This is a genomic window from Achromobacter sp. SLBN-14 (assembly GCF_006715415.1).
In the GTDB taxonomy this organism is placed as follows: Bacteria; Pseudomonadota; Gammaproteobacteria; order Burkholderiales; family Burkholderiaceae_B; genus Achromobacter; species Achromobacter mucicolens.
The window spans coordinates 115,172-138,980 of record NZ_VFNE01000001.1; the positions used below are offsets into that span (position 1 = coordinate 115,172).

Genomic DNA, 23,809 nt, shown 5'->3' on the forward strand with positions numbered 1-23,809 from the left:
TGACCCTATAGTAACTCCAAGGTGTGGAATTGCGTCACCAGCTTATTTGAAGGGTCAAGCGGATGTCTTTACCTCCGGTCAAACAACGCGAACATCAGTCGGGCGGGGCCTGCGGCTCCTGCTGCGGTCACGATGAGGGGAAGTCGCCGCATGCGAACGCCGGCCACGCGGATCAGGGCCACGAAGGCCACCATCACGATGGCCACGATCATGGCGCATCCGCCCACCAGCACGCCGACGCGGCCCCTGGCCACGCCCATGGCGCGGATGCCTGCTGCGGCCACGCGCACGGCGATGCGGTCCTGCAGCCGGCCGCCGCTGCCGCGACGCTCACTGCCGGCCCCGGCCAGTTGCTGGCGCGCCTGCGCATCGGGCAGATGGACTGCCCCACCGAGGAAACGCTAATCCGCAAAAAGCTGGACGGCGTGGATGGCGTGCATGCGCTGGACTTCAACCTGATGCAGCGCATCCTGACCGTCGTCCACGCGGAGGGCGCGCTGGATCGCATCGTCGCGGCCATCAAATCGCTGGACATGACGCCCGAGCCACTGGCCGACGGCGCGGCCGCCGCGCCCGCCCCCGCCGCCAAGGCGGTGAACTGGTGGCTGATCGGCGGCGCGGGCGTGCTGGCCGCCCTGTCGGAAGTCTCGCACTACCTGGACGCCCCGCTCTTGGTGACCGCCGCGCTGGCCGTGGCCGCCATCCTGGCTTGCGGCGTCAGCACCTATCGCAAGGGCTGGATCGCCGTGCGCAACGGCAACCTGAACATCAACGCCTTGATGAGCATCGCCGTCACCGGCGCGGTGCTGATCGGCCAGTGGCCCGAGGCGGCCATGGTGATGTTCCTGTTCAACGTGGCCGAACTGATCGAGGCCCGCTCGCTGGACCGCGCCCGCAACGCCGTGCGCGGCCTGCTGGACCTGGCGCCCGAGACGGCGACCCTGCGCCAGGCGGACGGCAGCTGGGTCGAAGTGCCCGCCGCGTCGCTGCAACCGGGCGGGATCGTGCGCGTGCGGCCGGGCGAGCGCATCGCGGCCGACGGCATCGTCGTGAACGGCACGTCGGCGGTGGACCAGTCGCCGATCACGGGTGAAAGCCTGCCCGTCGAAAAGACCCAGGACGATCCCGTCTTCGCGGCCACCATCAACACCTCCGGCTCCTTTGAATACCGCGTGACCGCCGCGGCAGGCAACACCACACTGGCGCGCATCATCCACGCGGTGGAACAGGCGCAGGGCGCGCGCGCCCCCACGCAGCGCTTCATCGACCGCTTCTCGCGCATCTACACGCCCGCGGTCGTGGCCATTGCGCTGGCCGTGGCGGTGCTGCCGCCGCTGCTGTGGGGCCAGCCGTGGTTCGATGCCCTGTACCGCGCGCTTGCGCTGCTGATCATCGCCTGCCCGTGCGCGCTGGTGATTTCCACGCCGGTCAGCATCGTCAGCGGCCTGACCGCCGCCTCGCGCCGCGGCATCCTCGTCAAGGGCGGGGTCTATCTGGAAGAAGGCCGCAACCTGAAATGGCTGGCGCTGGACAAGACCGGCACGCTGACGCACGGCAAGCCCGTTCAAACCGACCTGCAGGACTGGGACGCGGCGGCGCCGGGCCCTCACCCCGCCGCCCTGATCGCGGCAAGCCTGGCGGCCCGATCGGATCACCCGGTGTCATTGGCCGTGGCCAACGCCGCGCGCCAGGCCGGCAGCACGCTGCTGGAAGTCGAGGCCTTTACCGCCCTGCCCGGCCGCGGCGTCAGCGGCCAGGTGGGCGGGCAGACGTACCACCTGGGCAACCGCCGCCTGATGCGGGAATCGGGCGTCTCCAGCGCCGCGCTCGACACGCGCTTTGACGAGCTGGAAAGCCAGGGCAAGAGCGTCATCGCGCTGTCGGACGGCAGCCGCGTGCTGGCGGTGGCCGCCGTGGCCGACACAGTCAAGCCCACCAGCGCGCAGGCCATCGCCGACCTGCACGGCCTGGGCGTGCGCACGCTCATGCTGACGGGCGACAACACGCCGACCGCGCAGGCCATCGCGCGCCAGGTCGGCATCGACGAGGCGCGCGGCGACCAATTGCCCGAGGACAAGCTGGCCGCCATTGAAAGCAAGCTGGCGCCGGACGTCCGGGTCGGCATGGTGGGCGACGGCATCAACGACGCGCCCGCGCTGGCCCGGGCCGACATCGGGTTTGCCATGGGCGCGGCCGGCACCGGCACGGCGATCGAGACCGCCGACGTGGCCCTCATGGACGACGACCTGCGCAAGATCGGCACCTTCCTGCGCCTGTCGCGCGCCACGCATCGCATCCTCGTGCAGAACATCGCGCTGGCGCTGGGCATCAAGGTGGTGTTCCTGGCGCTGGCCGTGACGGGCCACGCGACGCTGTGGATGGCGGTGTTTGCCGACGTGGGCGCCAGCCTGCTGGTGGTGGCGAACGGTCTGCGCCTGCTGCGCGCCGCCCCGGCCAGCCGGTAAGCGCCGCGGTCCGCGCGGCGAATCCCCGTATGATGGCGAAAAACAGAGCCGCCCCGCGCGCCATCAAGGAGACTCCCGCTTGTCCGCAGGTACGATTTCGCCCGTCCCGGAGACCTTTCCCACCTTCGAATCCTCGGATTTCTCGGGAGAGGGATCCTTTTACTTCGACCTCGTGCGCCTGCAGGACCACGACGACATCCCGCGCGGTTTCCTGCACCGGCACCGCTATTACCACCTGTTGTGGATGACCGAGGCGCAAGGCACCCACCTGCTGGACTTCGAGCAGCACGCGGTGCGCGACCACTCGGTCTTTTTCCTGTCGCCCGGCCAGATCCACGCCTGGACGTCGTCGGTCAAGCCCAGCGGCTACGTCATGAACATCAGCACCGAGTTCTTCGCGCAGATGTTTCCGCGCGCCGACGACATTGCCAAGTTCCCGTTCTTTCACCTGGCCGGCGGATCGCCGGTCATCTACCTGACGCGCGAGCAGCACGACGCCATGCTGCCGCTGCTGGCGGAAATCGAACGCGAAACGCGCGACCGCCAGACGGGCCGGTTCGACGTGGTGCGCTCTTACCTGCTGATCCTCCTGACGCAGCTGCGCAGGCTGTATCCGGCCGACGAGCGTGAAACTGCGGCGGGTCCCAGCTATTCGCTGGCCAAGCGCTTCACCATGCTGATCGAAGAGCACTACCTGGATTTCTCGGCCATCCGCCAGTACGCCGACGCGCTATGCATCAGCGAACGCCAGTTGAACGAGGCGGTCAAGCGCAGCGTGGGACGCACGGCCAGCCAGCTCGTGCAGGAACGCATTGCGCTGGAGGCCAAGCGGCTCCTGTGCAACACGGATCTGGGCATCGCAGAGATCGGCTTTCAGTTGAACATCGAGGATCCGGCCTATTTCGCGCGCTTTTTCAAGAAGCACACCGGCTGCACCCCGGGCGACTTCCGCAAGAAGTACTACCGCCCCATCGAGTGACGGCTGGACGGCGGGCTGCGAGGGCCGGCCCGCAAAAAAGTGCAAAACAAGCTCTGATCTGTCCTAACGCGCCCTGACCAGGGCTGCGTAAAGTTCATCCGGACTCAACCCGCCGCGCTGCGGCCAGATTGAAACTGCGATGAACGACACTTCGACATTGATGACGGGCGGCCAGCACGTGGTGCAAGCCCTGCTGGACCACGGCGTGGATACCGTATTCGGCGTGCCCGGCGAGAGCTACCTGGACGTATTGGACGCGCTGTACGCGCACCGCGACCGCATCCGGCTGGTGTCCTGCCGCCACGAAGGCGCGGCGGCATTCATGGCCGAAGCGCACGGCAAGCTGACCGGCCGCCCCGGCATCTGCATGGTCACGCGCGGCCCCGGCGCCACCAACGCCAGCATCGGCGTGCAGACGGCCTTTCAGGACTCCACCCCGCTTATCGTGCTGGTGGGCCAGGTCGGCAACGACATGGTCGAGCGCGAGGCGTTCCAGGAGATCGACTACCGCCGCATGTTCGGCCAGTTCACGAAGTGGGTGGCGCAGATCGACAGCGCCGCGCGCGTCACCGAATACCTGAACCGTGCGTTCTCCGTCGCCACGTCCGGCCGCCCCGGCCCGGTCGTCCTGGCGCTGCCCGAGGACATGCTGACCGACGTGGCCCCGGCCCTGCCCTGCGGCACGATCCAGGTGCCCCAGGCCTATCCGGCGCCCGACGCCCTGGCCAGCATGCGCACGCTGCTGGCGGGCGCCCAGCGCCCCCTGATGATCGTCGGCGGTTCAGGCTGGACCGACGCGGGACTGGCAAGCCTGACCCGCTTTGCCGAACTGAACGGCCTGCCCGTGGCGTGTTCGTTCCGCCGCCAGGATCTGTTCGACAACCACCACGCGCAATACGTGGGTGAGGTCGGCATCGGCGTGAACCCCGAGCTGGCCGAGGCGGTACGCCAGGCCGACGTCATCCTGGCGGTGGGCGCGCGCCTGGGCGAGATGGTGACGGGCGGCTATTCGCTGCTGCAATCGCCGGTGCCCAGCCAGACCCTGATCCACGTGCTGGCCAGCCCCGAAGAGCTGGGCCGCGTGTACCAGCCGGCCGTGAAGATCCAGGCCGGCATGGACGCCTTCGCCAAGACGGCGGTGGAGCTGGAGCCCGTGGACGCATCGCCGTGGCGCGCGTGGGCGCAGCGCCTGCACGACAACTACCTGCGCTACACCGAGCTGCCTGCCCCGCGCACGGGCCTGGACCCGGCGCGCGTCATTGCCGCGCTGCGCGACCAGCTGGACCCCAGCGCCATCCTGACCAATGGCGCGGGCAACTACAGCGCCTGGGCGCATCGTTACTACCGTTTCACCCACCCGCGCACACAGCTGGCGCCGACCAGCGGCGCGATGGGTTACGGCGTGCCGGCGGCCATCGCGGCCAAGCTGCGCCACCCCGACCGCCAGGTGATCTGCCTGGCGGGCGACGGCTGCTTCCTGATGACGTCGCAGGAGCTGGCAACCGTGAAGCAGCACCAGCTTGGCATCGTCTTCATCGTGTTCAACAACGGCATGTACGGGACGATCCGCATGCACCAGGAGGTGCACTACCCCGGCCGCACCATCGGCACGGACCTGTGCAACCCGGATTTCGTGGCGTATGCGCAATCGTTCGGCGTGACGGCCGAACGCGTACAGACGCATGAAGCCTTCACGCCCGCGCTGGCACGCGCGCTGGACAGCGGAACCCCATATCTGATCGAACTCAGCCTGGACCCGGAGGTGATCACGCCCCGGGCCACCCTGACGAGCCTGCGCGAAAAGGCGCGCACCGCCGGCGCCTGAGAGACCAGGCCCGGCAACCCATAAAAAAACCCAAAACACTGGAGAGAGACATGACGAAAACCCTGACCCCCGTGCGGCGCCTGGCCGCCACCGTTCTGATGGCCGCCGCGTCGCTGGGCACGGCCGCGACGGCCGCCGCGGCCGATTTCCCCGAACGCCCCTTGCGCATCATCGTGCCCTTCGCCGCGGGCGGGGCCACCGACGTGATCGCGCGCACCGTGGCGCAGGCCATGTCGACGCGGCTTGGCCAGCCCGTGGTGGTGGAAAACAAGGCGGGCGCCAACGGCAACATCGGTGCCGTGATGGCCGCCCGCGCCGAGCCCGACGGCTACACGCTGCTGATGGCCACGTCCAGCCACGCCATCAACGCCACGCTCTATCACAAGCTCGACTACAGCCTGACGCGCGACTTTGCCGGCCTGTCCAACCTGGCGTCGGTGCCGCTGCTGCTGGTGGTGAACCCCTCGGTGCCGGCCAAGACCCCGCAGGAACTGGCGGCCTATGCCAAGGCCAACGGCAACCGCGTGAACTACGCCTCGGGCGGCACCGGCACGGCTTCGCACCTGGCCGGCGCGCAGTTCAATTCGCTGGCCGGCGCGCAGATGACGCACGTGCCGTACAAGGGCGGCGCGCAGGCGCTCAACGACCTCATGGGCGGACAGGTCCAGATCATGTTCGCCAACCTGCCCGAAGTGCTGTCGCAGGTGCAGGCCGGGCGCCTCACGCCCATCGCGGTCACCGGCACGCAGCGCCATGCGGCGCTGCCCAACGTGCCCGCGTTCTCCGAGGCGGCCTACCCGGCCATGAACGCGCGGTCGTGGTTCGGCCTGTTCGTGCCGGCCGCCACGCCCGCGCCCGTGGTCGAGAAGCTGTCCAAGGCCGTCACCGACAGCGTCGCCGACCCGGCCGTGCAGGACAAGTTGAAGGGCCTGGGCGCCGACCCCGTGGGCGACGGCCACACCGCCTTCCAGAAATATGTGAACACCGAAGTGGAACGCTGGAGCGAGCTGGTCAAGCAGTCCGGCGCCACGGCCGAATAACACGCTTTCCGCTACCCCTATCAAGGATCAACATGCTTTACGACGTCCGTACCTACACGTGCCGCGCCGGCACCATCAAGAAACACCTGGCGCTCTATGCCGAGCACGGCTACGAGGTGCAGAGCCGCCATCTGGGCAAGCCGCTCGCCTACATGCAGACCGAAACCGGCAACGTCAACACCTACATGCACATCTGGGTGTATGACAGCGCCGCCGACCGCGAGGCCAAGCGCCAGGCGCTGCAGAAGGACCCGGCCTGGGCGACCTACCTGACCAAGAGCGCCGAAGCCGGCTACCTGATCAGCCAGGAAAACCGCCTGATGACGCCCACGGCGTTCTTCAAGCCGTGATGTAGCACGCAGCAGGCGGCGCTAGCCCGCCTGCTCTTCCTGCGGCCAGTCCCGCAGCACGGGCGCGTCCGGCGCGCCCGGTCCCACGTCGCGCAGATGGTCGTGCTGCAACAGCGCCATGCGGTAGGCATCGCGGTACGCGCCGTTGGAAAAGAACTCTTCCTTGAGCAGGCCTTCGATCTGGAAGCCGCACCGTTCGTAGATGTGCACGGCGGCGGTATTGTCCTTGTCCACCACCAGGTACACCTTGTGCAGGTTCAGCACCCGAAACGCATAGCCCACAGCAATGCGCGTCGCGGCCTTGGCGTAGCCCCTGCCCTGGTAGCTGGGCGCGATGATGATCTGGAATTCTGCTTGGCGATGGATGTAGTCGATCTCCACAAGCTCGACCAGCCCGGCCGGCTGCCCCGTGTCGTGCTCGATGATGAAGCGCCGCTCGTTCTGGTCGTGAAGGTGGCGGTCGTACAGCGCGACGAGTTCGTCATAGGCTTCGTACGGCTCTTCGAACCAGTAGCGCATGATGACGTCGTTATTGTTGATCTTGTGCACGAAGTGCAGGTCGCCGCGTTCGAGCGGGCGTAGTTTGATATCGGATGTGGCCGACATGGGTACCTCCGTGAGTCAGGGCATTGTATGCCGCGGCCGCGCGCGCAATCCGCATTGTCCCTGATGCCCGTGGCGCGCGCGTGCCGTTCAAATGCGCCGCATACACGGTATCCTGGACAGCTTCATGCGCCGGCTGTCGCGCGTCCGTCGCGCGCCGGGCGGCCCCCTCCACAGGAACCGAACATGCACATCCTGGTTGCTGGCTTCCAGCACGAGACCAACACCTTTGCGCCCTCCAAGGCGGGTTACGACAATTTCGTGCGCGGCGAAGGCTTTCCCGCGATGGTGCGCGGCGCGGACATGCTGGCGCTGCGCGAGGTCAACATCCCGGCCGGCGGCTTCATCAACGCGGTGGCGGCCGAGGGCCACACCGTGCAGACGGTGATCTGGGCGGGCGCCAGCCCGTCGGCCCACGTGACGCGCGATGCCTACGAGCGCATTGCCGGCGAGATCCTGGACGCGGTGCGGGCTGGCGGCTTTGACGCCATCTACCTGGACCTGCACGGCGCCATGGTCACCGAGCACCTGGACGACGGCGAAGGTGAACTCCTGGCCCGCGTGCGCGAGATCGTGGGGTCTGGCGTGCCCGTGGTCGCCAGCCTGGACCTGCACGCCAACGTCACCGCGCGCATGCTGCAAAGCGCGGACGGCCTGGTCGCGTTTCGCACCTATCCGCACGTGGACATGGCCGATACCGGCGTGCTGGCCGCGCGGCTGCTGATGGCGCGCATTCAGGCCGGAGAACAATGGACCCGCAGCGAGCGCCGCCTGCCCTTCCTGATTCCCATCAACGGCATGTGCACGATGCTGCAACCCTCGCAGGGCGTGTACGCGCTGCTGAGCGAACTGGAACAGACGCCGGGGGTTGCCTCCATCTCTTTCGCGCCGGGCTTTCCGGCGGCGGATTTCCCGGAGTGCGGGCCGGTGGTGTGGGCCTACGGCACGGACGCCGCCGCGGTCGAAGCCGTCACCGAATCGCTGTATGCGCGCGTGCTGGAACTGGAACCCGAGTGGTCGCCTGATTTCCTGGAACCGGCCGAAGCCGTGCGCCGCGCGCAGGCCCTCGCAGCCGGCGCCACGCGGCCCGTCGTGATCGCCGACACGCAGGACAACCCCGGCGCTGGCGGCGACGCCAACACCACCGGCATGCTGCGCGCGCTGGTGCAAGCCGACGCGCAGAATGCGGCGCTGGGCTTGCTGTACGACCCTGAGGCGGTGCGTCAGGCAACCGAGGCTGGCGTCGGCGCCACGGTGGCGCTCAGCCTGGGCGGGCAATCCGGCGTCGCGGGCGACGCCGCCTTCGAAGGCGAATTTGTGGTCGAGGCGTTATCGGACGGCAAGCTGCGATTTGACGGGCCGATGATGAACGGCATGGACGTGGACCTGGGCGCGACGGCCACGCTGCGGATCGGCGGCGTGCGGGTGGTGGCCAGCGCCGGCAAGGCGCAGATGCTGGACCGCAACCTCTTCCGCGTCGGCGGCGTGCAGCCCGAACAGATGGCGATCCTGGTGGTGAAAAGCTCGGTGCATTTCCGGGCCGACTTCCAGCCGATTGCGCACGAGGTGCTGGTGGCCAAGGCGCCCGGCCCGATGCAGGCGGATCCCGCGGATCTGCCGTGGACGCGGCTTGAGCCCGGGATGCGGGTGCGGCCGCAGGGGCAGCCGTTCAGGGCGGCGTGAAAACGACATGGCCGGCGCGAAGGCGCCGGCCATTGCAGACAAGGCCGCCACGGCGGCCGCGCTTGGGCGGTATTACTTCAGCTTGCCCTGCGGGCTGACGAAGTCTTCCAGCGTCAGTCCCTTTTCCTTCAGGATCGCTTCCAGCAGCGGTTGCAGCTTGCCCAGGCTTTCCTGGACGGTTTCGCGCACGGTGTCGACGATGACCTGCGTGCTGCGTTCGATCTCGATGTTGACCGCATCGCCCACCTGCTTGTCCTCGAAGACCGTCGTGCGGCGCGTCTCGGGAATCAGCCAGACCTCGAACCAGCCCTCGGCGCGGTTCACTTCCGACACGGTGAGGCTGGCGCCGTTGATGGCGATGTAGCCCTTGGCGAACACGTATTTGCGAAAGGCCTCGGGGATGCTGAAGCGCATCAGGCGATTGGTGTCCGACGATTTCACCATCAGCACCTGCGAGGTGAAGTCCACGTGGCCGGACAGCGGATGGCCGCCGATCTCGGCGCCGTCCTTGGCCGCGCGCTCCACGTTCGCGCTGTCGCCCTCGGCATAGCTGCCCAGCGTGGTGATCGCCAGGCTTTGCAGCATGACATCGAACGTGGCCTGGTTCTCGGACAGGATTTCCGTGACGGTCAGGCAGACGCCGTCCGTCGAGACGCTGGCGCCGATGGCCAGGTCAGTGCAGAAACCAGGGGGAAAATCCAGCGTGAAGGTGCGCAGGCCTTCGCGATCCGCGATCTTTGCGATCTTCGCGGTGCCTTGAACAATACCGGTGAACATACGGATCCTGAATGCGGGGCGGCAGGCCCCGGAAGCAAAACATCAACGTTAACCGATATTTTGCCCGGGTCCTGGGTCAGAGCCGCCGCCCCGCCCCGCGATCAGTGGCGGATCGCGATGGTCTTCAAGGACGTGAAGCCGTACAGCGCCTCAAAGCCCTTCTCGCGGCCGTAGCCCGACTGGCGCGAACCGCCGAACGGCAGCTCCACGCCGCCGCCCGCGCCGTAGTTGTTGACGAACACCTGGCCCGCGCGCAGCTTGCGCGCCAGGCGCATCTGGCGGCCGCCATCGCGCGTCCACACGCCGGCCACCAGGCCGTACAGCGTGCCGTTGGCGATTTCCAGCGCTTCTTCCTCGGTGTCGAAGACCATGGCGGCCAGCACCGGGCCGAAGACTTCTTCCTGCGCCAGGCGGCTGTCCGGCGGCACGTCGCGGAACAGGACGGGCGGCTGGTAGAAGCCGGCCTCGGGCGTGCCGTCCTTCAGCTTGCCGCGCGCCGCGACCTTCATGCCTTGCGCTTCGGCTTCGGCCAGGAAGCCGCGCACGCGGTCCTGCTGGCGCGCGTTGATCAGCGGACCCACATCCAGGTCGGCCGCCGCCGGGCCGGTCACCGTGGCCGAGAACGCGTCGGACAGGCGCTTGAGCACGGTCTCGTACACGCCGCGCTGGATCAGCACGCGGCTGCCGGCCGAGCACGTCTGGCCGGCGTTCTGGATGATGGCGCCCAGCAGCACCGGCATCGCGGCGTCCAGGTCGGCGTCGTCAAACACGATCTGCGGCGACTTGCCGCCCAGCTCCAGCGTGACGGGCACGTGGTTTTCGGCGGCGGCATGCGCGACCATCTTGCCCGTCTGCGGCGAGCCCGTGAACGAAATGTGATCGATGCCGGGATGCGCGGACAGCGCGGCGCCCGCCTCATGGCCGTACCCGGTGACGATGTTCAGCGCGCCGGCGGGCAGGCCCACTTCAGCGGCAATCTCGGCCAGCTTCAGGAGGGACAGGCAAGCGTCCTCGGCGGGCTTGACCACGCAGGCATTGCCCGCGGCCAGTGCCGCGCCGACGCTGCGGCCGAAGATCTGCAGGGGGTAGTTCCACGGCACGATGTGGCCGGTCACGCCGTGGGGCTCGCGCACGGTCAGCACCGTGAAGCCGGGCGTGTAGGGAATGGTCTCGCCGTGCAGCTTGTCGACCGCGCCGGCATAGAACTCGAAGTAGCGCGCCACCGCGGCGGCGTCGGCGCGCGCCTGCTTGATGGGCTTGCCCGTGTCGGCCGACTCCAGCTGCGCCAGTTCCTCCTGGCGGTCCAGCAGCGCGAAAGCGATCTTCATCAACAGGCGGCTGCGCACGGCGGGCGCCATCTGGCCCCACTCGCCCTCGAAGGCCTGGCGGGCGGCCTTGACGGCACGGTCCACGTCCGCCTCGTTCGAGCGGGCCAGTTCCTCGAAAGGCTTGCCATCGGACGGGTTCAGGACGGGAATGGTTTCACCGGTGGCCGCGGCCACCCATTGGTTGGCGATAAAGTTCTTCTGAGTCACGATGTGCGGAGTAAAGTAGCGGCCGAACGGCCGGTTGGGGGAATCTGCGTGTCTCCAGGCGCTTGCCGGCAGAGAGCCAGCCGCGCCGCCAGCGCGTCATGCGCGCAGGCGTTGTGGTGTGATGGCAAGGTACGGGAGCCCTCTGTAACTTGTCAATTGGAATGACAGCTTTTATCCCAAGGTTCAGGATATTTTTCTGGATGATCGGGTTATCCCTAATCTTTCAGGGGCTTAGGGCCCTGCGGGGAAGTCATGCCGCATGACAACCCGTCCCCACTTCAAGGAGCGTCCGATGAGCAACGTGCGTGACCCGCAGCTGGAATCGCTGCTGGCCGCGGCCACCCGCCCCCGTCCCGAACTGGACGTTCTGGCCGAGGTGGCGTCCGGCCTGGGCTACGTGCGCGCCGAGCGTTTTGCCGAGCGCGTCTACGAAAGCCTGTTCTACGCGATCGCCACCGGCAAGATCGCGCCCGGCAACAAGCTGCCGACCGAACTGGAACTGGCCGCCCTCTTCGAGGTGTCGCGGCCGGTCGTGCGCCAGGCGCTGGACCGCCTGCGCGAAGACCAGCTCGTGGACTCGATCCGCGGGTCCGGCACCTACGTGAAGTCCAAACCGGACCTGATGGGCGGCATGCCTGCCGTGGACCCCGCGCGCCGCGTGGGCCATATCCTGGAAGGCCTGGAACTGCGCATGGTGATCGAGCCCGAATGCGCCCACCTTGCCGCGCTGCGCCGCACGCCCGAAGACCTGCAGGAAATGGACCGCATGCTGACCGGCTACGAAGAGGCCGACGCGTCCGGCGCCATCGCCCACCATCACGACTACGGGTTTCACCGCGCCATTGCGTCCGCCACCGGCAACCAGCGCTTCGTGCAGGTCCTCAAGTCGCTGGAGTACGACGTCAGCCACGCCGTGAACGTCATGCGCCACCTGGTCCACAGCGAACCCTGGAAGCGCACGCGCGCCGCCATCGACGAACATCGCCACATCTATAAACTGATCCGCGATCAGGATGCCGAGGGCGCCCGCAACGTCATGCGCGCCCATATCGAAAAAGCCCGCAGCCGCATGCTCAACAGCGGCTCGGAACACTAAGCAGGAAGCTTCAATTCATGTCATTGCAACGCCCGCAACCCACCCTGGCCCAGCAACTCGTGATCGTCACCGGCGCCAGCCGCGGCCTGGGCGCCGCCATCGCGCAGGCCTTTCTGCGTGAAGGCGCCAAGGTCGTCATCAACTTCCTGAACAGCGCCGACCGCGCGCAGGCCCTTGCTGCCACCGCCCCGGACCGCGCCCTGGCCGTGCAGGCCGACGTGCGCGACCCCGCCGCCGTCGCCGCCATGGTCGCCCGTGCCAGCCAACATTTCGGCCAGCCGGTACACACCATCGTCAACAACGCGCTGCCCGCCTTCCAATTCAATGGCGATGCCCGCCCCCACGCCGACACGCTGGACTGGGCACAGATGAACGCCCAACTCGAAGGCAGCGTGCGCGCCGCGCTGAACACCACCCAAGCCGCCCTGCCCGGCATGCGCGCTGCCGGCGGCGGACGCATCATCAACGTCGGCACCAACCTCGTCCAGAACCCGGTCGTGCCCTACCACGACTACACCGCCGCCAAGGCCGCTCTGCTGGCCTTCACCCGCACGCTGTCGCACGAGCTGGGCGCTGACGGCATCACCGTCAACATGGTGTCCGGCGGCCTGCTGCGCACCACCGACGCCTCCGCCGCCACCCCCGACGCCGTCTTCGACATGATCGCCGCCGGCACTCCGCTGCGCGAGGTCACCACGCCGGAACAATTCGCCGACGCGGTCCTGTTCTTCGCCAGCCCGTGGTCGCGCGCGGTGACCGGGCAAAACCTGATTGTGGATGGCGGATTGGTCAAGGGTTGACCGTCACCTCCGGGTTGCCCCCCCCCCGGATGGCGCCAACGCGTCGTGTGTTACGGTGGACCGGCAATCCACCGCAACCCAGGAGGCAAGATGAAGACACAGATCAGTTATCGAAAGCTCGACGGCAGCGACGGCGTGGCGCTGGTCAATGGCGGGATCTCCGATAGCCAGCAGGCGAAGCAGGAACTGGCAAATTGGCTGGACTTGCCGGCGGCGGACGCGGCGGGCGGAAATCCGGACGATGTCGACGGCCGACTGCGGCGCGGCGGCATCGACCCGGGCTCGGTCGAGTTCAATCACATCAGTGAGTAGCAAAAGAAAAACCCCGATTCGCAGGAATCGGGGTTTTTGCTTGAAGGGGTCAGACACCTTGCGGCGGCGGTGGGGCTTCGCTGGCCGGTGTCTGACACCCGTTGAGACGCCGCCACGAACTGAAGATCGTCTCCCCAGGGTGTCAGACACCTTGCGGCAATGGCGGAGCTTCGCTGGCCGGTGTCTGACACCCGTTGAGACGCCGCCACGAACTGAGGATCGTCTCCCCAGGGTGTCAGACACCTTGCGGAGTTCAGCAAGCAGAAGAAGACAGCATGAGCGGGTATCATCTGGCCTTATCCCCGGCGAATGCCAACCACGCCCCGGATGCGTAGCCAGATGAGTAGCTAGACCGGGGTTTTGGAAGGCGCCACCGCCAAGAACCGCCTGAATAAACGGTCTGAAGAAAACATGAAACTCGCCACCTGGAACGTCAACTCCCTGAACGTGCGCCTGCAACAGGTCCTGGACTGGCTCGCCGCCAATCCCGTCGACGTGCTGTGCATCCAGGAGCTCAAGCTCACCGACGACAAGTTCCCCGAGGCGGCGTTCAAGGAAGCCGGCTATCACGCCGTCTGGGCCGGCCAGAAAACCTACAACGGCGTCGCGATCATCTCGCGCATGCCCGGCACGACGATGGTGCGCAACATTCCCGGCTTCGAGGATTCGCAGCAGCGCGTGCTGGCCCTGACCTTCCCCAGCCCCGAAGGCGACGTGCGCGTCGTCTGCGCCTACTGCCCGAACGGCCAGTCGGTCGGTTCCGACAAGTATGCCTACAAGCTGGAATGGTTCGAAGCCATGCGCAAGTGGCTGGCCGGCGAGATCAAGCAATTCCCCCGCCTTGCCGTGCTGGGCGACTACAACGTCGCCCCGGCGGACGAAGACGTGCACAACCCCGAAAAGTGGGAAGGGCAGGTCCTGGTGTCCGAACCCGAACGCCAGGCGCTGCGCTCGCTGCTGGACCTGGGCCTGACCGATTCGTTCCGGCTGTTCGAACAGCCGGAAAAGTCGTTCAGCTGGTGGGACTACCGCCAATTCGCCTTCCGCCGCAACGCCGGCCTGCGCATCGACCACGTGCTGCTGTCCGCCCCGCTGGTCAAGCGCTGCGTCGCCTGCGTCATCGACAAGGAACCCCGCCGCAACGAGCAGCCCTCGGACCACGCCCCGGTCATCGCCACCCTGCAATTCGTTTGAAAAAATTCGGTCCGGCGCATGTTGCGCACCCAGGCCGAATTCCTGTATATTTCTGCTCTTGCTTGATTTGGGGCGGTAGCTCAGCTGGGAGAGCGTCGCGTTCGCAATGCGAAGGTCGGGAGTTCGATCCTCCTCCGCTCCACCAAATTCCAGACGGAAAAGCCTTGGACACTTTTGTGTGCCAAGGCTTTTTTGTTTCTGTGCGTCTGATTTGCTTCGTGTAGGCGTTGGCCGCCGTCGCTGGCGGGCCCAGAATGTTCGCCATCGGGCCGCAATGGCCGAGCGGACTCTCTTTATGCCTTTCATCAAACTTCAGCACACGTCCGAACCGCGGTATACCGCAGCGGGAGATCGCGTAGCCGAGCAAAGTCGCAGTAGCGATTTGAGCCTCTTCGACAATCCCGCCCCAGCCGTCCGGCCAAGCCGCCAGACATGCCTAGGCTCGCTACTGGCAGCCATCGCTCATGAAGCCGGCCCACTAAGTGACGAGGAGGTCGAAATCTTCAATCTTGTTCGGGACAAGACGCCTGCCAAGCCCATGCCTATCCGCTAGGCCCCTCCCCTCAAACCCGCTCCTGATCCAGCCTGCGCACCGCCCCGCTCAGCGTCGCAAAATCAAACTCCTTGCGCCCACGCATCACAAGCCGGATCAACACCGTCGTCACCACCGGCACAAACGCCGCCAGCAGGAACGATTCCAGCAGGAAAACAGGCTTGTCGCCCGGTGCGGGAAAGAAGAACAGGCCGGCGATAAGGCCGGTGATGGTCGAGAGCGTGGCGGTGAAGCCGTCATGCTTGCGGCTGAAAAGGCCGTAGAACACCGGGAACGCGGCGGCCGAGCACAGCAGGTCGGCCAGCAGGAACAGGTACAGCACGCTGTAGCCCTGCGAGGCCACGATCATGACGGGAATGGCCATCAGCAGCACCAGCGAGCGCGCCAGGCGCTTCATGGTGCCGGCGGTGGCGTTGGGCATCAGGCGGCGCAGATCGACCGCGATGATGCTGGTCACCGCGCTGATGGCGGTGTCGGCGGTGCTCATGACCAGCGCCAGGCCCAGCGGGATCAGGGCGATGACGAACCACACCGGAGCGTGCGGCATGATGACGCTGAATAGCGCAATGGAACTGTCGCCCGCCGGGGCCAGGCCGACAAACGCCAGGCCGAACAGGCCCATCAGGAAGATGAACGGCGCCACCAGCACGCCGCCCAGCAGAAAGCCGTTGCGCATCGTGCGCGCGTCGCGCGCGGCGTAGATGCGTTGCCAGTTGCCCTGGTGGAAGATGCCGGTCAAGAGGATGGCGACAAAGAAGGTCAGGCCGGCTTTCACGCCCACCGGGTCGGTTACATCCAGCAGTTGCGGCGCCTTGGCCTGCAGCGCTTCGATGGTGGGCAATGCGCCGCCGGCCGCCTGCCAGCCCACGACGCACAACACCACCAGCAGCGGCACGATGATCATCATCTGCACCTGATCGGTGAAGATCGAAGAGCGCAGCCCGCCGTAGGTGGTGTAGAGCAAGGTCGTCCCCATCACGATGGCGGCCGTGGTCCACAGCGGCACGGGCGCCAGCATCGCGACCAGCTTGGCGATGGCCGTGACCTCGGCGGACAGCGCGATGAAGAGATAAAACAGCATGATGAACAGCGCCAGGCCATACATGGGCCGGCCGTAGCGCGCCATCAGGAATTCCGTCAGCGTGTGACCGTGCGGGATCAGTTCGCGCATGCGGCGTCCCAGCGGAATCATGACCAGCCGCGGCGACATCGAGCCCAGCGCGTAGCCGATCACGGCCGCCAGGCCGCCCCAGGTGGCCGCCTGCGCGGGCGAGAAAAGAATCCAGGCGCCCAGCGTGGACGCCATCAGCGTGAGGATCGTGCCAAACGACCCCTGGCTGTTGCGCGCGACGATGTAGTCTTCGAGCGTGCTGCGCTTGCGCCGGGTGTACAGCACGCTGGCCACGGCGAAGCCGCCCGAGAACAGCAACAGCCATATCAGGGCGGTGGTTTGGGTCAACATGAAGGTCGGTCCTCCCGCGGGCGGCCTGCGGCCACACGCGTAACGCGGCGGCCCGCCGTCGGAAGGCCGCAAGATGAGTGGAATCAGGGAGGGCGCGCGAGACTTGCGGAGTCCTTCCCTTCGCCGGCATTACCCGGATCAGGTTCAAAGGGTTACCGCGTTGCCGCGGAATCTCAGCCCATGCAGGGCTCCCCCAGGAATTGCCGCAAGGTTAGGAGAGCGGCGCGGCGATGTCAACGCGCGGCGCAGGCCGGTGTGGCGGGCGGGGGTGGCTGGCAAGGGTGGCGGGCGCCCGCGCGGGCGATTTATGCTAATTTCGCCCGCTTGCGGCACCGGCGGGCGTGCCGGACGCGGCAACCGATGACGCCAACGAAGACCTGATCGCCATGATGCACCTGAACCTGTTCATTTTCGGCTGCGGCCACCACCGCGCGGCCTGGCGCCACCCGGACTCGGCGGCAGAGCGGCTGGGCGACATTGCCTATTACGAAAGCCTGGCGCGCACGGCCGAACGCGGCAAGCTGGACGCCATCTTCTTTGCCGACGGCCAGTCGATGGACAACATCGGCGACGGTCCGCGGTGGTACCTGGAACCGCTGACCACGATGGCAGCCATCGCCCGCGCCACCACGCGCATCGGCCTGATTAGCACGGTATCCAGCACGTTCTTCACGCCCTTTCATGCGGCGCGCATGGTGGCCTCGCTGGATCACATCTCCGGCGGCCGCATGGGGTGGAACGTGGTGACGTCGATGTTCGATGCCGAAGCGCGCAACCACGGCTACGAAGCCATGCCCGGCCACGACTGGCGCTACGCGCGCGCCGAGGAGTTTGTCGACGTCGCACTGCGGCTGTTCGACTCGTGGGACGACGACGCCCTGGCCATCGACCGCAACGGTTACTTTGGCGTGCCCGACCGCCTGCACAAGATCGATCACCACGGCGAACATTTCCTGGTGGACGGCCCGTTGACCGTGCCGCGACCGCCGCAAGGCCATCCGGTGCTGTTCCAGGCGGGCGCCTCGGACCAGGGCCGCGATCTGGCGGCGCGGCGCGCGGAAGCCATCTACGCGGTGGCCTACGACCTGCCGGCCGCGCAAGCCTATTACCGCGACATCAAGCAGCGGGTGCAGGCCGCGGGCCGCGACGCCTTCGTGCCGATCATGCCCGGGCTGGTGACCTATGTCGGCTCGTCCGAAGCCGAAGCCCGCGCCAAGCAGCGCGAACTGGACGAGCTGCTGCCCGCGGACGCCTCGCTGCGACAGCTGGGGATGTTCGTCCTGCAGGATTGCTCGGGTTGGGAACTGGACGCCCCCGTGCCGCCCCTGCCCCCCTTGTCCGAGTTCAAGGGGCCCAAGGGCCGTTACGCGACGATCCTGCGCATCATCGAAACCGAACAGCCCACGGTGCGCCAGTTACTGGGCAGGCTGGCCGCGGGCGGCGGGCACTGCACGATGGTGGGAACACCAGAGCAGATCGCCGACCGGATGGAACACTGGTTCAGGAACGAAGGCGCCGACGGCTTCAATCTCATGCCCCCGTCACTGCCGGGCGGCATCGACGATTTCGTGGAACAGGTGGTGCCGGTGCTGCAAAAGCGCGGGCTGTTCCGCAAAGACTACGAACACGCCACGCTGCGCGGGCATCTGGGATTGGAACGGCCGGGAAGCGGCGTTCCACGTTGAGCTGTTTTGCCATTTCGCGCCTCCGCCCCCAATCTTGACTTTTATCAATTAGCGCCACGACTCAACTGTTAGCGTAAATCCTCGCTGGTCAGGGTATGTGAGATCGGGGGCCGCCATGATTGATAACCTGAGTAAGCTTGTGGGGTATTTACTGCGTCACGCCGCTGTGGTGGTGGGGCTGATCCTTGCCACCGCGGGAATGGCGGCCGCGCAGCAGTCCAATGCGCCACCGGGCTCTCCCGCGGCCACGCGAACGATCGACGGACGGCAGTTGCCTGCTCCCAGCATGCCGTTTGGCGGCAAGATCGAACGCAACGCGATGCAGTCGACTCCGTACTGGCAGGCCCGCATTGCCCCGCCCGAGGGCGCGCCGAACGTACTCTTGATCATCACCGATGACGTGGGTTTCGGCGCACCGTCCACCTTTGGTGGCGTCATCCCGACGCCGGCGCTGGACAAGGTCGCCGCGATGGGCTTGCGCTACACCAACATGCATTCCACTGCGCTTTGCTCGCCAACACGGGCCGCTCTCATCACCGGGCGCAACCACCATTCTTCCGGCTTCGGCGTCATCTCGGAACAGGCAACCGGCTACCCGGGCTACGACAGCGTCATCACCCGGGACAAGGCGACAGTCGGCAGGATCCTGAAGGACAACGGCTACAACACATCGTGGTACGGCAAGAATCACAACACGCCGGGCTATCAGGTCAGCATGGCGGGGCCATTCGACCAGTGGCCCATCGGCATGGGTTTCGACTATTTCTACGGCTTCATGGGCGGCGACACAAGCCAGTGGACGCCCGGAAACCTATTCCGTAACACAACGCAGATATACCCGTTTGAAAACCAGAAAGGCTTCAATCTGATTACCGCGATGGCGGACGAAGCCATCGATTACATGTCCCAACTGAATATGCTGTCGCCCGATCAGCCCTGGCTGATTTACTTTGCGCCAGGGGCCACCCACGCGCCGCATCATCCCACGCCGGAGTGGATCAAAAAAATCGAGGACATGCACCTCTTCGATGAAGGCTGGAACAAGCTGCGGGACACGATCTTCGCCAATCAGAAAAAGCTCGGTGTGATTCCACAGACGGCGCAGCTGACCCCATGGCCATCGGACCTCCTGAAAAACTGGGACCAGCTGACGGAAGACGAAAAGAAACTGTTTATCCGGCAGGCCAATGTCTACGCCGCTTACCTCGCCTATTCCGACGCCGAAATCGGCCGGGTGATCCAGGCGGTAGAGGACTCGGGTGAATTGGACAATACGCTCATCATCTACATTTCGGGCGACAACGGTTCGTCGGCGGAGGGCACGATGCAAGGCACGCCGAACGAGGTGGCGATGTTCAACGGCGTCGAGGTGCCGGTCAGCGTGCAGTTGAACGACTATTACGACCTCTGGGGCTCCGAACATACCTACAACCACATGGCCGTCCCCTGGTCCTGGGCTTTCGACACCCCCTTCAAGTGGACCAAACAGATTTCCTCTTACTTTGGCGGCACCCGGCAAGGCATGGCAATCGCGTGGCCAAAGGTAATCACCGACAAAGGCGGCATACGCAACCAGTTCGCGCATGTCATCGACATCGCCCCGACGATACTGGAGGCCGCGGCCATTCGAGAACCCTCGGTGGTGGATGGCATTGCACAAAGTTCGATGGAAGGCTCAAGCCTGGTTTATACGTTCGATGCGGCGAACGCCAACGCGCCCGCTCGCCATCTCACTCAATACTTCGAGATGTTTGGCAACTTCGCCATTTACCACGACGGCTGGATGCTGGTGGACAAGGTCAGCCGTCCGTCATGGGTGACGACAGGGCCGCAGGACGTCAATCCAGCCAAGGCCGAGTGGGCGCTTTACGACATCAATACGGACTGGACCCAAAACCACGACGTGGCTGCCCGCCATCCCGATAAGGTCAAGGAGCTGGAAGCGATTTGGTGGCGGGAAGCCAAGAAGTACAACGTGATGCCGCTCGACGCCTCGGTGGTAAGCCGCCTGGTCACCCCACGTCCGTCGACCACCGCGGGGCGCTCGACGTTCACGTTTCCCGGCAGGATGACCGGCATCTCGAATGGCGTCGCCCCTTCCATCCTGAACGCCTCTTACACCTTCACCGCAGAAGTGACTGTGCCGCAGGGCGGCGGCGAAGGGATGATCATCACGCAGGGCGGCCGCTTCACCGGCTACGGCTTGTTCGTCAACAAGGGCAAGCCTACTTTTGTCTGGAATCTGTTTGGCCTGCAAAAGGTGGTTTGGGAAGCGGCCGAACCCTTGGCGCCAGGCAAACACACGCTGGCGTTCGATTTCAAATATGACGGGCTCGGCGCGGAGACGCTCGCCTTCAATGACTTCAGCGGGATTGGACAAGGCGGTACAGGGGAATTGAAGGTCGACGGCGCCGTCGTGGCGACGCAAAAGATGAAGAACACGGTCCCGCTCATCCTCGCCTGGGACGAGAACATGGATATCGGCTCGGACACCGGCACGCCGGTTGACGACGCGGCGTACGCAGTGCCTTTCGCTTTCACGGGAACCATCGACAGCTTGAAACTAACCGTCGACCGGCCGCAACTGAGTGACGCCGACCGGGCCCGGCTTGAGCAGGCGTTAAAGAAGGCTTCGGAGTGATGCCATTGGCGCAGGCGAGCCTACCTACAGATTGGGGTACGTGCCCACGATCTCCAGCACGCCATTGATGACGAACTGCACCCCCATGCAGACCAGCAGAAAGCCCATGACCCGCGAGATGGCCTCGACGCCGCTCTTGCCGATCACGGCCACGATGCGGCCCGCCCAATGCAGGCAGATCCAGAACAGCAGCCCCAGCAGCGAGAACACGATGACGGGCGCCACGGCGACCACCCAGCGCACATAGTCGGGCGCAATGGCGGAATCGACCGAGGATGCGCCGCTGATGATCATCGCGATCGTGCCCGGGCCGGCGGTGCCCGGCAGCGCCAACGGCACGAAGGCGATGTTCGGGCTTTCGCGTTCCAGCGCATCGGCCGTGGCTTCGGCCTCCAGGGCGCGTGGATGGTCCGACGGAAACAGCATGCTGAAGCCGATGGTGACCACGATGAGCCCGCCCGCGATGCGCAATCCGGGGATGGAAATGCCGAACGTGTGCATCAAGAGCGCGCCGGCGTAGTACGTCACCAGCATGATCCCGACGACATAGAACGCCGCCTGGGTCACCTGCTTCTGCCGTTCCTTGAACGGAATCTGGTTTCCGAGCGACAGCAGCAGCGTCATGGAAGTCAGCGGATTGGCCAGCGGCAGCATCAGCGCCAGACCCAGGCTGACCAGCTTGCCCAGTTGAATCAGTTCATCGATCATGAAGGCTCGCTAGAGTGTGCGAGCCATCTACTCTACCTCACCCTGCCCGGCGGTTTGCTGCCGCACGGTCAGGTAGCCGGTGCGTCCCCCCGCGTCCGCGCCTTGGTCAAGGCGTTCAGCATCGTCCCGGCTAATCATCAGCATCCATTAAACTGATGCAATTCCCGCGGCGGGCCGCGCTGCCTAGCATACAAGCGCCCGCCGCCCGCGGTTCTGCCGCGGCGCATTGCCATTGCCACCCGGAGTTTCTCTTGAGCGACATCTATCACTTCAGCCGCGGCACCGCCCCGCTGCTGATCTCCATTCCCCACCTCGGCAGCCAGATTCCCGAGGCGCAACAGCCGCAAATGACGTCCGTCGCCCTGCAGTCGGGCGACACGGACTGGCACCTGGACACCCTGTACCAATTTGCCCAGGCGCTGGGCGCCTCCGTGCTGGGCGCGCGCTATTCGCGCTACGTGGTCGACCTGAACCGTCCGCCCAACGACGAAAGCCTGTATCCCGGGCAGACCAAGACCGGCCTGTGCCCCACCCAGGCGTTTCGCGGCGATGCCCTGTACCAGAACGAGACCGTGTTGACCGACGCCGAACGCGCCCAGCGGCTGGAGGCATACTGGAAGCCGTATCACGCCAAGCTGCGCGAAGAGCTCGACCGCATCAAGGCCGAGCACGGCACGGTGCTGCTGTGGGAAGCCCACTCGATCGCCAGCGTCCTGCCGCGCCTGTTCGACGGCAAGCTGCCGGACCTGAACATCGGCACGTCCGACGGCGCGTCCTGCGCGCCCGATATCCTGGCCGCCGTGCAAGGCCGGCTGGACGCGTGCACCGACTACACCTGGGCCGTCAACGGCCGCTTCAAGGGCGGCTACATCACGCGCCACTACGGCGCCCCGGCGGACAACGTCCACGCCATCCAGCTCGAGATGTGCCAGTCCACCTACATGGACGAAACGTACCCGTACGGCTATCGCCCCGACCTGGCCGGCAAGGTCATTCCGGTGGTCGAAGGCATGGTGACTGCCGCGCTGCGCCAGACCACCGCGCGCCAGCGCTAACCCCCCTCCCCTCGCAGCCGGACGCCAACGCCATGACCCGCTTTTCGTTCAGCACCACGGAAAACTATCCGGAATGGAACCTGCTGCTGACCTGGGTGGCGGTCGTGGAGGCCGCGTCGGTGTCCGGCGCGGCGCGGCTGCTGGGGTTCTCGCAGGCGGCGGTGTCGCAGCGGATCAAGCAGCTTGAGGCCGCGATGTCGACCGAACTGCTGGACCGCAGCACCCGCCCGGCCCGGCCCACGCCGGCCGGCGAGCTGCTGTTCGAACACGCCGCGCGGCTGCTGGCGCAGGCCGGCGACATGACCGAGAGCGTGCGCAACCTTAGCCGGGCCAAGCGCAACATCGTGCGTTTCGGTTGCGTGGATTCCTTTGCAGGCACGTTGGGGCCCACGCTGATCCATGGCCTGTCCGGCGCGTCGCGCCAGATCCGGCTGTGGTCGGGCATCACGCCCGTGCTGGACAAGCAGCTGGAGGACCGGCAGCTGGACCTCGTCGTCACCACCAGCGCGTCCGCGGGCAAACCCAACATCCGCAAGTACAGCCTGTTCAGCGAGCCCTACGTGCTGATCGTTCCGCGCTCGATGAACATGGACCGGATCGATACGCTCAAGGAATTGGGCAAGCGCGCGCAGTTCATCCGCTACAGCGCGCGTTCGTTCATCGGCGCCGAGATCGACCGGCTGGTCGAGTCGCACGGCGTGACGATTGAACGCACCTACGAATTCGATAACACCGACCCGCTGCTCAGCCTGGTCACGGCAGGCCTGGGTTTTGGCATCAGCACGCCGCTGTGCATCTGGCAGTCGCGCCACTTTCTGGACCAGTTGCGCGTGCTGCCGCTGGCGCCCTATCTGGGCGCGGCGCGGGCCGACGATCCCAGCCTGTCGCGCACGCTGTTCCTGGCCGCGCGCCAGCAGGAAGTGGGCAAGCTGCCCTTTGAGGCCCGCGACGTGATCCTGATGGCCATGGAGCGCCTGATCCAGAAGGAACTCGCGCCGGCCCTGGGGCTGCCGCCAGCCACGCTGTGGCGTAGCCTGCGGCGTTGA

General features: G+C 66.2%; 19 protein-coding genes, 1 tRNA gene and 1 riboswitch. Of the genes, 15 read left to right on the top strand and 5 right to left on the bottom strand.

Annotated features, from left to right (window positions below):
• Positions 1 to 62: 62 nt before the first annotated feature.
• The 5 genes from FBY20_RS00500 (at position 63) to FBY20_RS00520 (ending at position 6,659) form a co-directional block, all read left to right on the top strand.
• Entirely contained in the window at positions 63 to 2,465 is a 2,403-nt protein-coding gene (locus tag FBY20_RS00500) for a cation-translocating P-type ATPase (RefSeq protein ID WP_174245377.1), read from the top strand.
• A gap of 79 nt (positions 2,466 to 2,544) precedes the next feature.
• The gene (locus tag FBY20_RS00505) at positions 2,545 to 3,444 is read left to right on the top strand and encodes a helix-turn-helix domain-containing protein (protein ID WP_056316364.1); all 900 of its coding nucleotides are present in this window, start codon (positions 2,545 to 2,547) and stop codon (positions 3,442 to 3,444) included.
• Between the two features lie 139 nt (positions 3,445 to 3,583).
• Positions 3,584 to 5,269, top strand: coding sequence for a thiamine pyrophosphate-binding protein (locus FBY20_RS00510; protein WP_142049277.1), 1,686 nt, complete (start codon positions 3,584 to 3,586; stop codon positions 5,267 to 5,269).
• A gap of 50 nt (positions 5,270 to 5,319) precedes the next feature.
• Positions 5,320 to 6,309 (top strand): tripartite tricarboxylate transporter substrate binding protein, encoded by a 990-nt coding sequence (locus tag FBY20_RS00515; protein ID WP_142049280.1) that lies wholly within the window; start codon positions 5,320 to 5,322, stop codon positions 6,307 to 6,309.
• A gap of 32 nt (positions 6,310 to 6,341) precedes the next feature.
• Positions 6,342 to 6,659 (top strand): NIPSNAP family protein, encoded by a 318-nt coding sequence (locus FBY20_RS00520; protein ID WP_056316357.1) that lies wholly within the window; start codon positions 6,342 to 6,344, stop codon positions 6,657 to 6,659.
• Positions 6,660 to 6,680: 21 nt separating this feature from the next.
• On the opposite strand, the gene speG is transcribed toward FBY20_RS00520, so the two are convergent.
• On the bottom strand, positions 6,681 to 7,265 hold the full coding sequence (speG, locus tag FBY20_RS00525) for a spermidine N1-acetyltransferase (RefSeq protein WP_142049283.1): 585 nt from the start codon (positions 7,263 to 7,265) through the stop codon (positions 6,681 to 6,683).
• A 183-nt stretch (positions 7,266 to 7,448) separates the two neighbouring features.
• Here speG and FBY20_RS00530 point away from each other — a divergent pair, with 183 nt between their 5' ends.
• Complete coding sequence (locus tag FBY20_RS00530) at positions 7,449 to 8,945, top strand: M81 family metallopeptidase (RefSeq protein WP_142049286.1); 1,497 nt, start codon at positions 7,449 to 7,451, stop codon at positions 8,943 to 8,945.
• Between the two features lie 72 nt (positions 8,946 to 9,017).
• On the opposite strand, the gene FBY20_RS00535 is transcribed toward FBY20_RS00530, so the two are convergent.
• Complete coding sequence (locus FBY20_RS00535; RefSeq protein ID WP_062840838.1) at positions 9,018 to 9,722, bottom strand: riboflavin synthase; 705 nt, start codon at positions 9,720 to 9,722, stop codon at positions 9,018 to 9,020.
• A gap of 101 nt (positions 9,723 to 9,823) precedes the next feature.
• On the bottom strand, positions 9,824 to 11,260 hold the full coding sequence (locus FBY20_RS00540) for an aldehyde dehydrogenase family protein (protein ID WP_174245458.1): 1,437 nt from the start codon (positions 11,258 to 11,260) through the stop codon (positions 9,824 to 9,826).
• 289 nt (positions 11,261 to 11,549) lie between these two features.
• Here FBY20_RS00540 and FBY20_RS00545 point away from each other — a divergent pair, with 289 nt between their 5' ends.
• The 5 genes from FBY20_RS00545 to FBY20_RS00565 all read left to right on the top strand — a co-directional run bounded on the left by FBY20_RS00545 (position 11,550) and on the right by FBY20_RS00565 (position 14,804).
• Positions 11,550 to 12,353, top strand: a complete 804-nt coding sequence (locus FBY20_RS00545) for a FadR/GntR family transcriptional regulator (protein ID WP_062840836.1) — start codon at positions 11,550 to 11,552, stop codon at positions 12,351 to 12,353.
• A 17-nt stretch (positions 12,354 to 12,370) separates the two neighbouring features.
• A complete protein-coding gene (locus FBY20_RS00550) occupies positions 12,371 to 13,153 on the top strand; it encodes a 3-oxoacyl-ACP reductase (RefSeq protein ID WP_142049289.1) in 783 nt (260 codons plus the stop codon).
• Between the two features lie 90 nt (positions 13,154 to 13,243).
• Positions 13,244 to 13,465, top strand: a complete 222-nt coding sequence (locus FBY20_RS00555) for a hypothetical protein (RefSeq protein WP_056316340.1) — start codon at positions 13,244 to 13,246, stop codon at positions 13,463 to 13,465.
• 411 nt (positions 13,466 to 13,876) lie between these two features.
• Positions 13,877 to 14,659, top strand: a complete 783-nt coding sequence (xth, locus tag FBY20_RS00560) for an exodeoxyribonuclease III (protein WP_142049292.1) — start codon at positions 13,877 to 13,879, stop codon at positions 14,657 to 14,659.
• 69 nt (positions 14,660 to 14,728) lie between these two features.
• Positions 14,729 to 14,804: transfer RNA gene (locus FBY20_RS00565), tRNA-Ala, on the top strand.
• 418 nt (positions 14,805 to 15,222) lie between these two features.
• On the opposite strand, the gene FBY20_RS00575 is transcribed toward FBY20_RS00565, so the two are convergent.
• Positions 15,223 to 16,674, bottom strand: coding sequence for a sodium:solute symporter family protein (locus tag FBY20_RS00575; protein ID WP_142049295.1), 1,452 nt, complete (start codon positions 16,672 to 16,674; stop codon positions 15,223 to 15,225).
• A gap of 98 nt (positions 16,675 to 16,772) precedes the next feature.
• Positions 16,773 to 16,879: riboswitch (TPP riboswitch) on the bottom strand.
• 181 nt (positions 16,880 to 17,060) lie between these two features.
• Here FBY20_RS00575 and FBY20_RS00580 point away from each other — a divergent pair.
• Positions 17,061 to 18,359: an LLM class flavin-dependent oxidoreductase gene (locus tag FBY20_RS00580; protein WP_174245459.1), complete on the top strand. Its 1,299-nt coding sequence runs from the start codon at positions 17,061 to 17,063 to the stop codon at positions 18,357 to 18,359.
• A 115-nt stretch (positions 18,360 to 18,474) separates the two neighbouring features.
• On the top strand, positions 18,475 to 21,000 hold the full coding sequence (locus FBY20_RS00585; RefSeq protein ID WP_142049298.1) for an arylsulfatase: 2,526 nt from the start codon (positions 18,475 to 18,477) through the stop codon (positions 20,998 to 21,000).
• Positions 21,001 to 21,024: 24 nt separating this feature from the next.
• Here FBY20_RS00585 and FBY20_RS00590 read toward each other — a convergent pair whose 3' ends face one another.
• Complete coding sequence (locus FBY20_RS00590; RefSeq protein WP_056316331.1) at positions 21,025 to 21,708, bottom strand: MarC family NAAT transporter; 684 nt, start codon at positions 21,706 to 21,708, stop codon at positions 21,025 to 21,027.
• A gap of 251 nt (positions 21,709 to 21,959) precedes the next feature.
• Here FBY20_RS00590 and hutG point away from each other — a divergent pair, with 251 nt between their 5' ends.
• Complete coding sequence (hutG, locus tag FBY20_RS00595; RefSeq protein ID WP_142049301.1) at positions 21,960 to 22,763, top strand: N-formylglutamate deformylase; 804 nt, start codon at positions 21,960 to 21,962, stop codon at positions 22,761 to 22,763.
• Positions 22,764 to 22,795: 32 nt separating this feature from the next.
• Positions 22,796 to 23,809, top strand: a complete 1,014-nt coding sequence (locus tag FBY20_RS00600) for a LysR family transcriptional regulator (RefSeq protein WP_056316326.1) — start codon at positions 22,796 to 22,798, stop codon at positions 23,807 to 23,809.